The 15217-nt window shown below is 68.3% G+C and carries 11 protein-coding genes and 1 pseudogene; 8 read left to right on the top strand and 4 right to left on the bottom strand.

Annotation, left to right across the window (positions count from 1 at the left end):
* The first annotated feature begins 145 nt into the window (after nt 1-145).
* Nucleotides 146-2401, top strand: a complete 2256-nt coding sequence (locus BN6_RS10585; protein ID WP_148302822.1) for an ATP-binding protein — start codon at nt 146-148, stop codon at nt 2399-2401.
* Here BN6_RS10585 and BN6_RS10580 read toward each other — a convergent pair.
* The 3 genes from BN6_RS10580 to BN6_RS46575 all read right to left on the bottom strand — a co-directional run bounded on the left by BN6_RS10580 (nt 2344) and on the right by BN6_RS46575 (nt 6572).
* A complete protein-coding gene (locus tag BN6_RS10580; protein WP_015099603.1) occupies nt 2344-3450 on the bottom strand; it encodes a HesA/MoeB/ThiF family protein in 1107 nt (368 codons plus the stop codon). The genes BN6_RS10585 and BN6_RS10580 overlap by 58 nt on opposite strands.
* Nucleotides 3451-4754: 1304 nt before the next feature.
* Nucleotides 4755-6287: an RICIN domain-containing protein gene (locus BN6_RS10575; protein ID WP_015099601.1), complete on the bottom strand. Its 1533-nt coding sequence runs from the start codon at nt 6285-6287 to the stop codon at nt 4755-4757.
* 141 nt (nt 6288-6428) lie between these two features.
* On the bottom strand, nt 6429-6572 hold the full coding sequence (locus BN6_RS46575; RefSeq protein ID WP_158509369.1) for a hypothetical protein: 144 nt from the start codon (nt 6570-6572) through the stop codon (nt 6429-6431).
* Between the two features lie 590 nt (nt 6573-7162).
* Here BN6_RS46575 and BN6_RS46570 point away from each other — a divergent pair.
* A complete protein-coding gene (locus BN6_RS46570; RefSeq protein ID WP_158509368.1) occupies nt 7163-7315 on the top strand; it encodes a glycosyltransferase in 153 nt (50 codons plus the stop codon).
* Between the two features lie 217 nt (nt 7316-7532).
* Entirely contained in the window at nt 7533-7745 is a 213-nt protein-coding gene (locus BN6_RS10570) for an OB-fold nucleic acid binding domain-containing protein (protein WP_041312543.1), read from the top strand.
* 141 nt (nt 7746-7886) lie between these two features.
* Here the strand turns inward: BN6_RS10570 and BN6_RS10565 are convergent, their stop codons facing one another.
* Nucleotides 7887-8447, bottom strand: a complete 561-nt coding sequence (locus BN6_RS10565) for an EF-hand domain-containing protein (protein WP_015099598.1) — start codon at nt 8445-8447, stop codon at nt 7887-7889.
* A 530-nt stretch (nt 8448-8977) separates the two neighbouring features.
* On the opposite strand from BN6_RS10565, the gene BN6_RS10560 reads away from it, so the two are divergent.
* From BN6_RS10560 to BN6_RS45510, 5 genes and pseudogenes are all read left to right on the top strand, one after another.
* Nucleotides 8978-10573: an ATP-binding protein gene (locus BN6_RS10560; protein ID WP_015099597.1), complete on the top strand. Its 1596-nt coding sequence runs from the start codon at nt 8978-8980 to the stop codon at nt 10571-10573.
* A 169-nt stretch (nt 10574-10742) separates the two neighbouring features.
* Nucleotides 10743-11416 (top strand): annotated as a pseudogene (locus tag BN6_RS10555) (transposase); the annotation flags it as partial.
* Nucleotides 11417-12129: 713 nt separating this feature from the next.
* Nucleotides 12130-13527: a NucA/NucB deoxyribonuclease domain-containing protein gene (locus BN6_RS10550; RefSeq protein ID WP_015099595.1), complete on the top strand. Its 1398-nt coding sequence runs from the start codon at nt 12130-12132 to the stop codon at nt 13525-13527.
* Nucleotides 13528-13556: 29 nt separating this feature from the next.
* Complete coding sequence (locus BN6_RS10545; RefSeq protein ID WP_015099594.1) at nt 13557-13997, top strand: hypothetical protein; 441 nt, start codon at nt 13557-13559, stop codon at nt 13995-13997.
* A 359-nt stretch (nt 13998-14356) separates the two neighbouring features.
* Nucleotides 14357-14803, top strand: coding sequence for a trehalase-like domain-containing protein (locus BN6_RS45510; RefSeq protein WP_148302818.1), 447 nt, complete (start codon nt 14357-14359; stop codon nt 14801-14803).
* Nucleotides 14804-15217 lie beyond the last annotated feature (414 nt).

Here is a 15217-nt window from a genome sequence, read left to right as displayed (position 1 = left end):
ACAGTCAGGATTTCGATCAACTATGCCCGGAGGTTCCGCCGGGGGTTGCGTGAGGTAGTCCCACTTTATCGTTCACTCAATCAGCAAACGAGTAACCGGCAGACCGGACCGTCCACCGTTAGAGGGGTGTGCACGATTCAACAGAGTGACGCAGCGGCCTGAGCGGACTTTCCTGTCGGCGTTGCGGCCAGACTATATACCCATGGTCGACGGTGGTGTCAGCAACGACATGGACGGCACGGTCCAAGGGGTGTTGGTACAGGCGGGCCGAATTGATCAGGTGGTGCTGCCGCCTACCCAGGAAACCGTGGTGGTGCCGCGTCAGCTACCGGCCGCGGTGCACGATTTTTGCGGGCGTGGCGCCCATGTCGCCGCTCTCGACGCTCTATTGGACGAATTGGAGTGGAATACCGCCGGCGGGGCGGTGGTAGTGACGCTGAATGGTTCGGCCGGGGCGGGAAAGTCGACGTTGGCGGTGTGGTGGGCGCACCGCGTCCAGGATCGTTTCCCGGGTGGCACGTTGTTCGTGAACCTGCGCGGCTACGGCCCGAGCGCCCCGTTGGCCCCACTGGTCGTGCTGACGGAGTTCCTCACCGCGCTTGGTATCGCGGAGCGGCGGGTGCCCGAGGGCGTGCAGGCGCAGGGCGCGTTGTTCCGGTCGCTGGTGACCGCCCGGCCGGTGTTGGTGGTGCTGGACAACGCCGGGTCCGCTGAACAGGTGCGTCCGTTGTTGCCCGGTGCGGCGGGATCGCTGGCGTTGGTGACCAGTCGGGGCGCGCTGTCGGAGTTGGTTGTGCTGGAGGCGGCCCGGCGGGTCACGGTGGACGTGTTCGACGCCCGGGACGCCGTGCGTCTGGTGGAGCGGGTAGTGGGTGGGGCCCGGACCGCCGCGGAGCCCGACGCGGTGGGGGAACTGGTGGGGGTGTGCGCGCGGTTGCCGTTGGCGGTGCGGGTGGCGGCGACGCGGTTGGCGTCACGTCCGTTCCTTTCGGTGGCCGATGTGGTGGAGGAGATCCGGGAGGAACAGCAGGGCTCGATCGGGGTGGACGGGTCATGGCGGGGGTTGGGTGGCGTGCGGCCGGTGTTCGAGTGGTCCTACACCCTGCTCGACCCGTTGCACGCGCGGGTGTTCCGGTTGGCGGGGTTGCACCCGGTGCCGGAGTTCGGGACGCATGCCGTCGCCGCCCTGGCCGCGCTGGACCTTCGTTCCGCGATGCGCGTCCTGGACGAGTTGGCGGAGCAGCACCTGGTCGAGCAGGTGGCCCGTCATCGGTATCGGATGCACGACCTGTTGCACGAGTATGCCGCCCACCGCGCAGAACTGGACGAAACACGTGAAGCGCGGGAGGAGGCGGTGGCGCGCTTGCTGGGGTGGTATGCCGCGGTGGCGGACCTGGCAGATCGTCTCGTGTACCCGGTGTCGGCCCGGCTGGCGGTGGATCTCCCCGTCGTGCCGGCGCCGAAGTGGGACCGGGAGGACGCGTTGGGGTGGTTGCGGTCGGAGCGGGCGGTGTTGTCGGCGGCACAGCGCATGGCCGTGGATCACGGCATGTACGCGGTGGTGATCGCGTTGGCGTTGTCGTCGCGTCACCTGGGGTCGGGACCGCGGGCGTGGTGGCGGGAGGAACTGGAGGCGAAGTCGCGCGGGATCGAGGCGGCTCGGGTGTCGGAGGACTGGGCGGCCGAGGCGTTCCTGCGGGTTCTGCGTGGGCACAGTCACCGGAGTTCGGGTGACCAAGCGGCGGCCGAGGCCGACTTCCAGAACGTGGTGGAGGCGGCGGCCCGGTCCGGCGATCGGGTCCTGCGCCGGCGGGCGTTGGCCGGGTTGGCGAGCCTGCGCGAGGCACAGGAGCGTTACGACGAGGCGGTCGAGTACTACCTGGCGATGTGGGAGGCGACGAGGCAGGAGGGCAACACCGCGGCCGAGGCCATCGCGTTGGGAAACCTGTGCCTGGTGAACGTGGCGCGGGGGCGGTTCGACGAGGCGTTGGACTACGCGCAACGGGCGTGGGAGCTGCGCAGCCGCACTGGTGATCCGTTGATCACCGCCTATGCCGAGGACGACTTGGCGCTCGCGCGGCAGGGGCTGGGTGAGCACGACACCGCGATCGCGTTGTGGGAGAAGGTCGTGGACGTCTACGCGCGGCACAGCGGCGCGGAATCGCATCTGGCCGCGGCGCTGGAGGCGATGGCCGTCTCGCTGTCCGCCACCGGCCGGGACGACCGGGCTGTGCACAACCTGCGGCGGACCGCCGCGATCCTGACGGACCTGGACGACCCGCGCGCCGAACTGGTCCAGCGGCGTGCGGAGGACCTGGCCTCGGCCCGCGCCGACGGGTCCGGTCAGGCGTCGGATCGTGCGCAGGCGGGGCAGTCCGGCTCCGGTTCCGACGATTCGTAGAAGGTGCTGTGCTGCAACGTGATGAGGTTGTACCCGATCTGGCGGTTCGCCCGCAGCCGGGGAATCCCGGTGATCAGGCTCATCACAGCGTGACCGGCCAGGTGTCCCGCGATCCCGGCCGACACGGCGTTGGCCGCGTGCGTCCCCGTCGTCCCGCTCATCTCCGGCCACGGGGTCGACGGCGGTGCTGCGAGTTGTTCGCGTGCGGCGGCGGTGCGCGCGCAGTCGTAGCAAGGCCCGTTGCCGGGCACGAACAGCCCGACTCCCGCCCTGGGCCCGTGATAGCCGCCGTGGACCCAGGTGGTGCCGGTGTCCAGGCACGCCCGGTTGGTCCACGAGCGGATCTCGTGTGGCGTGTCGGCGGCCATCAGCAGCACATCGCACCCCGTGGCCAACCGCCGCAGCGTCCACACGCCGTCGACGGTGGTCTGCTCGCCGGTGACCTCGACCTCGCCGTTGTGCCGGCGCAGCACGTCGACCGCGACGTCGACCTTGGCGCGGCCGAGGTCGTTCTCGGTGTAGAGGATCTGCCGGTTGAGGTTGGACAGCTCCACCACGTCCGGTTCGACCAGGTGCACCCGCCCCACCCCGGACTGGACAAGCGCGAGGGCCGCGGTGCTGCCGACCCCGCCGACGCCGACGACCGTGACCCGCGCCTGCCGCAGCGCCAACTGAGCGTGCCACCCGGTGGTGCGCGGAGCGGTGTCCATCCACCGCCACAATGCCCGGCCACGCGCGAACCGCTCCCGCTGGACCTCGGAGAGCACCTCCGGCGACGGCTCGTCGGCGTCCTCCAGATAGCCGGCAGCGGCCAGCGCGTCGACCGCGGTGTAGACCGTGTGGGGCGCTTTGTCGGGATGGCGGTGGACCAGGTCGGCGACCACCTGGTCCACCATGCGCGTCCCGTCGAGAAGGGTGAGCAACGTCCACACCGAGCCGTCCGGGTCCGGGATCATGGCGGCGACTCCCGGCAGGGAACCACCGATCTGCACCAGGTCTTCGCCGTGGCGGACGGGCAGGTGCTCGTACTTGATACGTGGGCGGTGCATCACACTTCTCCTGTCACATCATGTTAGGACTCGTCCGTCGTCTTCGAGTCACACGGGATCCGGTCCACCGTGACCGCGATGAAAGTGATGATCATGTATTCACCCCCTCCCGGCCGGTCGCGGGGCGCAGAGCGGGGAAAGGCAAGCATGGGCGCGGCGGCTGCGACTCGTCCGGCAGTGGGACGTGGAATCGAGATGGGTTCACCCCCGGTCCCTCCTCTCCTGCGGTGGCCGGCGAGTGGCCGGCTGAGAAGAGGATGCGGGGCACCCCGGAACAGAACCGGGGACAACCGGCCGGACAAGACCGGGACAAGGACTCGCCCGAACGGGTGGTCTTGGATCGCCCGAGCTTCGGACCGCTCCGGCACAGCGGGTGCCGCACGCCGGCCAGGGTGCCGTCAAGGGGAGAACGCGGAGTTGGAGATCCGACTGTCGGGCGGGGTCGGGATCCACAGCGCCCTACGGCTTTGTGCCTGCTGCCCATGCGTGAGCGGGACTAGGAAGTGGAGGTTCTGGCGCTACGGCACCACATCACCGTCCCGGCAAAAGCACCGCGGCCGTCCTCGAACCGCCCGCTCGATCCGGCTCCCGGTGCCGAGTTGGCGCGGAGAAACCCCTGCGGGGCGCCAGAACCGCACACTGGGAAGCACGTGATCGCGACGGCCGTGCAGCTGGACCGCCTTGACCATCCGGCCCACCGGCACGTCGAGCTTCACCATGATGGGGCCATGGCATCGGCCACCCGTAGCCGGTTGGACCGACCACGACATCACCGAAGACACCGGGATTCACTTCAGGATGGTCGACTCCTCGACGGTGGACGCGATGGCTTTCGCATCCGCCCATGCGCGCTGCCTGAGTGCAACCGGGACGCTGCTGATCCGGGCGCCGTTCGAGGTGCAACTACCTGGGATGCGCCCCGTCGCGGCGGTCGACAACAGGCGGATGGGGCAGATCGCCGCAAATCTCAGGGTGCTTGAAGGTTCGAGCGCTGTCCGCAACCCCATTGCCGTGGCGGCCCGGCCCGGGTCGGTCGTGAGCCTCGTCGGTGCGACCGGGTTCGTGACGCTGCTCAAGGCTGACTTGCCCAGTCGGGGTGTCAGGCAACTCGGGACCATCGCCGCGCGACGTTGTCGGCCGATCACCGCCCGGCAGGTGCCACGTACGGCTTCGACCAGCCGTACCCGAAACAGCCGTCCGCAGTCCCCTCGCCGCAGGCGGACGTGCCGCCCGTCGGCGCTGAGAGGGCTTCGCCGTTGGCGGTGTTGACCAGCCTGAGCGGGGTGTCGTGCGGTGGTGTCACCTCAGATGCGCTCCAGCCGCCAGTGCTGGTTGTGGTTCTCCCGGTAGGAGGGGTAGTCGCCCCAGTAGAAGTACTGGAACACCGGGGCGTCGCGCTGCGTGCTGCCGCCCTGGATGTCGAGGACCTTGCCGGTGTGCAGGTTCTGGATGCGGAACACCGCGCCGGTGGTGCCGGAGGCTCCGGCCGGGATGAACAGCCACTCCTTGTGCGGGCCGCTGGGATCGTCCCGGGTGAGGATCTCGGTGCCGTCGGCGTAGGACATGCCGACCACTTCCAGGTAGCGGTCGCGGGCGGGGTCGCAGTTCTTGATGCGGTAGCCGCCGCCGGCGACCGGGACCAGTTCCCAGTGCTGGGCCTCCAGGCCGGTGTAGTCGTTCTGGTCGACGTTCGCACCGTCGCCGGTCCAGTTCGGGTCGTCGAGTTGCAGGTACAGGTCGCTGAGGGTGCTCTGGATCTTGTACTTGCCGGTCAGGTCCGGCACGACGATCTTCACCGTGGTTGAGCCGGTCTTCACGCCGTCGACGATCACGTCGACCTCGCCCTGCGTCGCCATTTCCCGGGTCACCGGGGTGCCCGGGGACCCGGTCGCGGCGGGGAACTCCAGCTCGAAGTCCAGCGTGGCCGGGTAGGCGCCGGTGAAGGGGCCGAAGCCACCGGCGGGGTGGACGCGCACGAACGGGGCGATGGCCCGGTCGGGGACGAGGCCGACGTTGCCCAGGGTCGTGATGCCGGCGGTGCCGAGGTCGATGATCGTCTGCACCACCGTGGCGGGCGTGATGCCGTCCCGGTACTCGCCGCCGGTCGCCGCGGCGATCCGCGAGCCCTGCCCGGCCATGCCGCCGAGGACGCCGCACAGGCTCTGGTAGACGGTGCCGCCGGACACGGGCACCGGGTCGGCGTTGAGCCCGGTGTTCGCGCCTCCCGACGCGGTGCTGATGGCCAGCACGAAGATGCCCTGCGCCTGGAGCTTGGCCGTGACCGACAGTTCGGTGACGTCGTAGGTCAGACCGGACACGGCCTGGCAGATCGGGTCGTGGGCGGGTGCGTCGCCGATCCAGACGACGATCCGCTTGGCGTCGGCGCGCCAGCCGATGGACCCGCCCGGTGGCTGCGCGAGTTGGTCCAGGGCGTAGAACTGGCCCTCGGCGACGGTGCTGCCGCCGCCCGCGGCGGTCCAGGCCCGGATGCCGGCCGCGACCGTGCCCGGGGTCGGCCCCAGGGGCACCTGGTTGCGGAAGCGGTTGGGCTGGGGGTCCTCCATGTCCAGGTAGTTGCCGACGCCGAAGTGGACGTCCGCCCCCACCCCGCTCGCGGCGGTCACCAACCGGTTGACGATGTCTTCGACCTGGGCGCTGACCGCGCTGATGATGCCGCCCATGCTGCCGGTGTTGTCGGCCAGGAAGTAGACGTCGATCTTGGGGATCACCCCGCTCCCGGGCAGCTGGACCTCGACCCGCTCGCGGTGACTGGCGGGCGAGTCGGGGTTCGTGGCGATGTCGATGCTCGCCGGGACGAGCGGGGTCGTGCTGGGCATGAGGATCTCCTGATCGTGCCGTCGGGCCGTCTTGGAGCGCGGTCCCCGCCACGATCGGTGTCGATGTGGCGCGGTCGGCGATTCCGGCGGGTGCTCGCCGTCGGGTCGGGGGTGATCGGGCCTGGCGGGTGAGGCGGCCGGTCAGACGCGTTCCAGGACCCCCTGCTGGTTGTGCTTCTCCTGGTAGGACGGGTGATCGCCCCAGTAGCCCTGCTGGCTCGCCGGCGAGTCCGGGTTCGTCGTGGTTTCGATGCCGGACGGCGAGAACGGCGTGGTGGTGGGCATGGTGTAGCGGCTCCTCGTCCCTGCTCTTCGGGTCGCCTCGCGACTACGGACCTCCGATCGAGGATCACAATTCCGGTCTCGGCTTGGAAAGACGAGGACGGCCTGTCAACCCGAAAGTGTGCATTTCCGCTGCCCTCGGCGCGATGGCGGCAGATCACCCGAGCAGGTCATCGACAGCCGTTCCCGCACGCCGGTCGGGCGCCGGTCGATACCATCGCCGCCGTCTGCCAAGCCGGTGAATCCGGCCAACCTCAGGGTGGACAGCCGCAGCGGTACGCCGTCGCCCCTTCACCGTCAGCGATACCGCAGTCGACATCACCCTGCACCTGATCGGGGCATCCCGGCCCTGCACGTCGGACAACGGTGCTGTGTAGTGGGACGCGACACGGGGAGGGTTATGTCCATGCCGGCCGGCACCGGCCTCGGCGCGGTACTGCTGACAGTGTCGGCCTTGGTCCGACTCGGATTGGGATCGACCTCGAATGAACTCGCGGCGAACACCTCCGAAGGCCCTCGGCGGAAACGACCGGAGAACGACCTCGGCCCATTCCCTGAAAGAAGAGTGGTCACGATTCCCGAGCGGTGCGTCCATGGTGATTCCGGCGCGCGACGAAGAAGCATCGCTCGCGGGCACCATCCGGTCCTGCCGCGCGCGGAGCTACCCGATTGACCAAATCATCGTGGTCGCGGACACCCCTCCCGACCGCACCGCCGGGATAGCCCGCGGCATGGGGTGGTCGTGATCGAGGACAAGGGCGGGTCGAAGGCGTCGACGCAGAACATGGTCTTTGCCGCAGATCACCAGCGACGCCGTGATCGCGCCGACGCGCCCTGTCCACCGACGCGGTCGAGCTGATGATGGCCACCTTCGCCGCGGCTACGCGGGGACCCGCCCGTCCGCGCTCTGCGCGACTGGAAGCCTCACCCCGGGATCGGTGCGGGTCGCGAACCTCGCACCTGGTGTTCATTGGGCACGGGTCGCGCACCGTCGAGCGCGAGCCGCTGCCCGGCCGCGAGGCGATGTTCGCCGGCAAGGTCGGCATGTTCAACGGAAAGCTGCAGCTCGCCCACCCCGACTACCAGGTGCTCGACGCCGAGACCAACGAAAACGCCGCCAAGTTCGCGGGCGACGGTGGGCGCCGCTTCGACGGATCCGGTCGCCTGCGGCGTTGAGGGAAGCGGATTCGGCTGGGAGGCCCGATAACACCTGCCTGCCGTCGACCAGCCCTGGTGCCGTTCACCCGGAACCATACGGGAGCACAGCGAGCGGACTGCCACCATCCTCGCCGCCGGCCTGCACTCCGGCTCGTGGGATTACGCGAAGCGGCGGCCGGTCCACCAGTTGCCCGGGGCGTCCGGGTCGGTGCTGGACCAGAACTCCACGCACACCCGGGTGAACTCCTCGGCGGTGAGATGGCCGTCGCCGTCGGAATCGAGGTGTCCGAACGCCTCGGTGGCCTCGTCCTCGGTCAGGCCGGGGAAGTGACCGCGCTGGAACACCAGGAACTCGGCCGGGCCCACGCGGCCGTCGGCGTCGGTGTCGGCGATGTCCAGGAACGCCTCGGCCAGCGCGCCGAGGCCGGCGCGCGCGGCCTGCGGGTCGTCGGCGAGCGAACCGGTCGAGACGAGGAACTGCTCGCGCGAGATCGCGGTGCCGCCATCGGGGATGTGCGGCAGGTGCAGGTCGCGCCAGATCCGCAGGTAGGCGTCGATGATGCGCTGCTCCTGCGGTGAGCCGGCGGCGTGCCCGAGGGCTTCGGCGGTCCGGCGGCCCATCAGGACGTGGTCCTGCTCGGTGAGCAACCCGTCCCCGTCCACGTCCAAGTGCGAGAACCCGTGTTCGATCTTGGCCTTGAGCAGGTCGTTCACCGGCACGGAAGCTCCACACATGATCGGTCGGGACGGGCGGAAACCAGCGTACGGGCGTCAGAAGTCACCGCACAACGCCGAAACGCCCGAAGGTCCGGATCCCACAGGGTGGACCGGATCATGACCTGAACTGCGAAAACGTCGCGGCGGCAGGTCACGGCGGTGCAGTTGGATGCACCTGAGCGCAGCTCGTTCCTGTTGTCCCACCTTGACTTCTCCCAATTTCCTCCCAGCTTCCTCCCATGACGGGCCCATGTCGACCACTACGGACGTCGAACGCCTGTGCACAAATCGAGTGGCCGAAATGCTTGTCAGCAATGAAGTACTTACCCCGCCGCCCACACGGTGCAGGCGACTTGACCAGCGAAGCTTGGGCCATACCCGTTCGGCACGCAGAGCCAGACCACGGCGTTGACTCTTGATCCCCGGGGACAGTCGGCACTCCACGAGAAGCGAGGGCGACGCAGGATCGGGCCCACCGCTTCCTCAAAGCGTGTAGATGCAATCTATGTAGATCGCATCTACACTGATGTTTCGTGGCCAGGCAGGCCGAGCTGCACCTCTTGCGCAAGCGCCTCGACCGGGTGATCACCTCGCGGGAAGGGGCCGCGATCGCCATCCGCGGACGGCGACAGGTGGGCAAGTCCCGGCTGGTCCAGGAGTTCTGCGACCGGGCCGACGTCCCCTACTTCTACTTCGCCGCCACCAAGGGCGCATCCTCGGTCGAGTCGACCACCGCCTTCCTCGCCGAACTCGCCGACTCGTCCCTGGCCGCCGGACAGGTCGGTCCGCCCACCGGGGTCACCGGCGGATGGCCCGACGCGTTCCGCGTCCTGGGCGCGACGCTGCCGGACACCCTGTCGGTCGTGGTGCTCGACGAGTTGCCGTGGTTGACGGAACAGGACTCGGTCTTCGACGGCGCGTTGCAGACCGCGTGGGACCGGTTGTGGTCACGGCGCCCGGTGTTGCTGGTGCTGCTGGGCAGCGACCTGCACATGATGGAACGCCTCACCGCCTACGACCGCCCCTTCTATGGACGTGCGGACAACCTCGTGCTCGGACCGCTCAACCCCGCCGAGACCGGACACGCCCTCGGCCTGGACGCGGCGGACGCCATCGACGCCCACCTCGTGACCGGCGGGCTGCCCGGCATCATCCGCAGCTGGCCCCACGCCATGCCACCGGCCGACTTTCTGCGCAGGGAATGCGACGACCCGGCCGCGCCCCTGTTCGGCGTGCCCGAGTCCTCCCTGCTGGCCAAGTTCCCCTCACCCGACCAGGCCCACCGCGTCGTGGAATCGATCGGCGGGGACAACCGCACCCACGCCAACATCGCCGCCACCGCAGGAAGCAACCAGGGACAGATCCCCTCCGGAACGCTGTCGCCGCTGCTGCGACGACTGGCCGAGGAGAAACGGGTCCTGGCAGTGGACCACCCGCTCTCCACCAAGCCCGGCAAACCGGCGTTCTACCGGATCGCCGACAGCAACCTGCGCTTCTACCTGCCCATCGGACGCGCCGTCCAGGAACAAGCCCGCCGCGGACGCCCCCACATCGGCGCACGCGTCCTGCAACGCCAATGGACCAGCTGGCGCGGACGCGCCGTCGAACCACTCATCCGCGACGCACTGGAACTCGCCGGACAAGCCAGCGAACTGCCCTGGCCCGACACCGCCGCGGTAGGCGGCTGGTGGGACCGACAGCACAACCCCGAGATCGACCTCGTCGGAGCCGACCGCTCCCCCGTCGCCGGCCGCATCGACTTCGCCGGGTCGATCAAATGGATCGACAGCACCTTCGACCGCCACGACCTCCAAACACTCCGCTACTCCGCCAACCACGTCCCAGGCTACGAGGCAGGCCGCTCCGGACTGGCCGTCGTGGCCCTGTCCGGCACGGACATCGACACCAACGACGTCGACCTCGTATGGGGACCACAAGAGATCATGGACTGCTGGAAAACGGCTGAACAGTCCGGCAGCCTGCGCCACTTGAGCGCGAATAAAGTGACCAAGGTTGCCTCCGGGAGCAACTCAGCCGTAGCCGCAATAGCTGCAGCGTCGATGCCGTTTGATCGTCAGTCGAGAGTGCGGCGGTACAGCCCCAGGTCAGACCTGCAAAGCCGACAGTGACACCTCATAGGCTCGTTCACCGCCTCGCCCGACGGAGCAATCTCCGGTAGAGGATCCAGGTCGCGAAATCTATCTGCGGTATCCGTAAGCCGAGCGGTTCGTCGGCACGGCCAGGTGCGAAGTCAGCGATTGACTGCTCATCCTCAACGATCACAACCTGCGGGCAGTACTGCAGGTCCCCGCGCATCGGGCGTTGGAGCGTAACGACGGAGCGGTCGGGGTGTGGCACGAGGAGGTGTGGCCCTGGGCAAAAGACTCGCGGCGGACCTGGGCGCCGTCATCTGCTTCGAGAACGAAGCGGGCCAGGGGCTGAGACCACCGAAAGGGCGCAGCTGGGCGCCACACGATCAGACCCCGGTGTTCACCGTGCGCGGCCGCCGCGCGGGCTGGGTGTCCATCGCCGGGGTGCGGTGCTTCAAGCCCGGTGACCGGCCGCGTCTGCTCGACCGGCTGCGCCTGTGGCATGGACGCAAGGGCGAGCGGCGCGGCTTCACCTGGGCCGACTACCGGGACCTGATCGTGGCCACCCACAACCAACTCCGCTCTCCGATGGTGTGGATCTGGGACAACTTGACTGTCCACAAAACACACGGGCTCGTCGAGTTCATCGACGCGAACCGGGACTGGCTGCGCGTGGTGCACCTGCCGTCCTACGCGCCGGAGTTGAACCCGACCGAAGGCGTGTGGTCACTGCTCAAGCGGTCGCTGACCGACTTCGCCGCGGCCGACCTCGACCACCTGGTACGGGTGGTGAAACGGAAACTCAAGAAGATCCAGTACCGGCCCGACGTGCTCGACGGCTGCCTCGCCCAAACCGGACTGGCCCTCACGACGACAGCATGATCACGACATCCGCCATCGCTCATTCAACCTCTGTAAGCACTTCAGCGACACGGCCATGCCCGTCGTGCGTCGGACATCATGCTGTTCCCGCACTCGCTGTCCGACCGGTTCGACAGCGCCTCCGGCGACGACAGCGGTCGGACAGTACTGTCAACGAGCACCACCATGCTGCCTGACCTGCACGGACGAGATTCTCGGCAGGCACAGCGTGACGGAGGGCGGTGGTCGCGGTCCGCATCCGGGTTGCGGCCGTGCCGTCCGGCGTCCGGCGCAAGGTCACTGCCGCAACCGGCTACTCACCGTCACCGCCGAAAGTGTGTCAGAGCCAGCAACTGGACAGACCCCTCGCCGTGTTGACCCGCTCCGCGGGCGGGGTCAGGCGATGACGACCTGGTGAGCATCGCGGTCGACACCTGGACAAGCTGTCCCGCCAGCGAGACCGGTCCACCGGTCGACAGCAGCGAAACCCCTTTCGTTGGTGGTGAACACTCGAATGGCGCACCGGCGAACGGGTGACGCGCGGACGCCTCTCCCGGTGTTCCGGTCGCACGCCGGCAGAGTGCCGTGCGGAAGCGTTGCCTCGTGACAGCCGGAGGGGGATCCGGTTCGGCGCGACGTTCTTCACCACGATCGGGGGGGATCGGGGCGAACACTCTCGCCATCCGCTTGCGCCGACCCCTCGTTCCACTCGGAGGAAGAGGGGGCTCATTTCCGTGCGCAGATCTCGTTCCGCCGCCATCGCGGTACTGGCGGCCTTCGCCGCCAGCCTGCTGGCGACGGGCACCTCAACCGCTCAAACGACCACATCGGACACACCGGCCGGCCTGGTCACCGACCGCGTCACGCCTTCCGGCGACATCGTCAGGGTTCCCGTCGACCAGGTGACCCAGACCAACCCCCCGCCCGCAACGCTGCACGAACGCATGTCCTGGGAGCAGACCGACAAGCAGCAGGACTTCACGAGGGACATTACGGACATCGTGGCACCGGATGCTTCCGCGCAGATCGCGGTCGACCCCGTCACCCTCGACGAGTGCGACGACCACCAGTTCCCGTCGGGCGATCCGGTCTGGTGGCACAAGAACCACTACTCGACCTGCTACGCGGGATACGACAACCTGGTCAAGCCGGCGTCCTGCCCGATCCTGTGCAGCCCGTCGATCAACTCGTTCCGGATCGTCGTGATCGGGGTGGGCGACGCCAACGCCGTTCCTCCCGGTGACACGAGCGCACCGGTTCGCAAGGCCAGGTTCACCATCCGCACCGACACCGGTCAAAAGTCCGGTCCGGAACCCGCGCCGGACAGCACGTTGATCCGACTGCGCGTGGACTGCGTCGCGCTCGACGGCTCCACCTGCCAGAACTCGCAGAGCGGCGGCGTCACCAAGACGCTCGGCGAACTGCGTGCGGGGTTCGAGACCAGCTTCGACCTGACCATCTCGGGCAACAGCGCGTTCCCGAACGAGCCGGACAACAAGACCTACTACAACACCTCGTTGACGATCACGAACTTCGCCCCCGACTACCTGCCGCCGGAGGTGGAACTGCCCGACGACGCCCTGCGCTGCGACACCTCGACGTACACCTACAACGTCGAGACGCAGCGCCGTGACAACGGCGCGTGCATCTTCACCGACGTCGACGCCGTGCTGACCTACTCCAAGGCGTCAGGATCGCCGGTGAAGGTGGTCGCGGAACACATCGACCTGGCGCAGAGGACACCGGAGAACACCAGGCCCGGCGGGGTCGGCAGGATCATCCCGGGTGCCAAGGCATCCGGGCGCAAGCTGGCGAGGCTCGTGCCGGATCTGGGCGTCGGGCGTGAGGACAGGTACGAGGCGAACAGGCTGCTGGCAGTTGCGAACTGCATCCGGTTCTGGGGCTTGAACTACTCACGGGGCGGCACGCTCGACTGCGACGAGTACCCGTTCGCGTCGACTTACGAGGGGGCGGCCTACAATCTGTGGAACGGTGGCAACACCGCGGTCTCGTTCTCGTCGATGCCGCTGGACCGGACCCAGAACCGCGCCGCGGGCCGAGCGCTGGGCATCTGGTACGCCGCGGACCACATCCTCGAACGCGACACGTTCTACGTCGATATCGTCGGATGACGTAGTCCAGGCGAAGGCGGAGGTGGGAAGTGCCGAACCTGCTCTCATCCCGGGAAACCCCGGTGCCCGTGACATACGGGGCGTTCTCCCTGATCACCGGAGCGGGTGGCGATCCGCTCGCCGTCGAGCACCCCGTGGCATCCGTGATCGGTGGCGGTGTCGGCTTCTTCAGCGCCGCCGACGACCACACCGCGAACGTGCGGGTCGAGTTCTGGGATGGCGAACCGCCCGAGCACCCCTCCGGGTCGGAGACCGTGACCGGCGCCGTCGACCTGGCAGCGCCTGCCGTGGTCCTGCTGGCGATCGACACCGGCTTTTCCGTGGAGATCCCTGCGGCGTTCACCGGTCGAGCCGGAGTCCGCGTGAGCTGCACCGGCCGTGACGAAGCGGCACGGCTCTCGCACGAGGAGCACGAGTTGTTCTTCAGCGACGTCGAGCACTGGCTCGTGAGGATCTGGCCACTCGACTGAGCACCGCCCGGTGGCGGTGACCACGCCCTTGCGGCCGGTCGCCGCCACCGCCAGGGTATTTCTCCGAGTTCGACTTCATCCGGGATCTTGGAACACCGGCGCGTCGCTGACACCGGCTTCCACCTCGAACAGGCGGCCCGGCCCCTACCAATACCTGGCTGAGGAGCTCACCTGCCGCGATGCCCGGCGTGCGCACCAACACCGGGCTGGCGGTCATGCGGCCGGCACGACGAGGTCCACGCCCTCCTCAAGGGTGTGCCGCTCGAAAAGTCATCGTTGCAGGTCGCTTGGTCAGGCAGCGTTCTGGCTGACCACGAGAGAACTGGCGCGGTTGCCGTGCGAGCGCGAAGGCCTGCGTCGTGGGCGCGTCAGAGCCGATGGTGCTGCGCTCGCCCGGCATGAACTGGCAAACCACTTTCGACAGCCGGCAGGAGACCGCCACCGCGGTCGTTCGGCCACGCGAGGGCGTGGTGATCCTGCTGGAATTACACTGCGGCGCCACCAACCTGTCCGAGCCCACTCCCGGCGGGCCCGAGCGGCGCGCCCGCGCACACCGGTCGAACTGGACCGCCACACTCAAGCTGCCCACCGTCGAGCCCGAGCTGATGTTGCGCTCGGCCCTGACCCTCACGGGCCCGGCCCACCACGACACCGGCACGATCATGGCCGCCACCGCCTTCCCACCAAGGAACCGGGCGGCATCCGCAAACGGGACTACCAGTACCGCTGGCTGCGCGACGCCACGCCGTACCCCTCGACTGACTCCAAGAAGCACCTCGAATGCCAACATTCGAGCAGAGCGATAGAGTCATACAGCACACCGCGAGTCGCCTTCAGCCGAGCTCGAAGGCGCGACTACTTGACCAACCGATATGTTGCAGGCTCCTCCCTTAGAATCGCCTCGATCAAGCCTTGACCTGCGGAAACGTTCAATCCAGACTCCAATACAGGTCCGTTGAGCGCAGTTCGAGGCAGATCATGTTCGTTACGGTACAACGAGATCTCCTTCCTTGCCCTCCTTCTCGTCCGCCCCCTGAACACGCATGACCAAGCCTCCGACTCCGGCCGTGCCGCGCAGCCAGCGGAACGATCGTTAGTAGTGCCTGGAGCGGACGTCCGATCGCCGTCGCACCGCAACTCGCCGATGTATGGCCACAACCAGCGCGATCGCCAGCAGAACACCGGGCAGGTGGTCGAGCCCTCACCGCTGCAACCGCCGC

It is taken from the genome of Saccharothrix espanaensis DSM 44229 (genome assembly GCF_000328705.1).
In the GTDB taxonomy this organism is placed as follows: Bacteria; Actinomycetota; Actinomycetes; order Mycobacteriales; family Pseudonocardiaceae; genus Actinosynnema; species Actinosynnema espanaense.
Note: the sequence above shows the minus strand (reverse complement) of the source record. Positions and strands in the feature narration are given on the sequence as shown.